Here is a 294-nt window from a genome sequence, read left to right on the forward strand (position 1 = left end):
GAATCAGAACCATTTTGATCAATACAACGGGATCAATGCTTGGGCGCCCTTTTGAAGAATAAAGGGGAGCAACTTTTTCATAAATAAAAGAAAAGTCCATGGCTTCTTCTATTTTCCTGACCAGATGATCTTCCGGAACAAGTTCACTTAAGGCAAAGACTTCAAGCTGTTCACGCTGATCTTTTGATTGCTTGGACAACATGGTAAAACCTCCAAAAACTAGATTTCACTCATATTTTAACAAAAAAAGCTTGTCGATGAAGCCATTTTTTGTGACTTTGTCGACAAGCTGAG

General features: G+C 38.1%; 1 protein-coding gene. It reads right to left on the minus strand.

From position 1 onward, the window contains the following. On the minus strand, positions 1-202 hold a 202-nt coding region (locus tag KI350_RS22815), incomplete at its 3' end, for a transposase (RefSeq protein ID WP_483188966.1). Positions 203-294: the final 92 nt, after the last annotated feature.

Source organism: Bacillus sp. J41TS8 (assembly GCF_018333035.1).
Taxonomy (GTDB): Bacteria; Bacillota; Bacilli; order Bacillales; family Bacillaceae; genus Bacillus; species Bacillus paralicheniformis.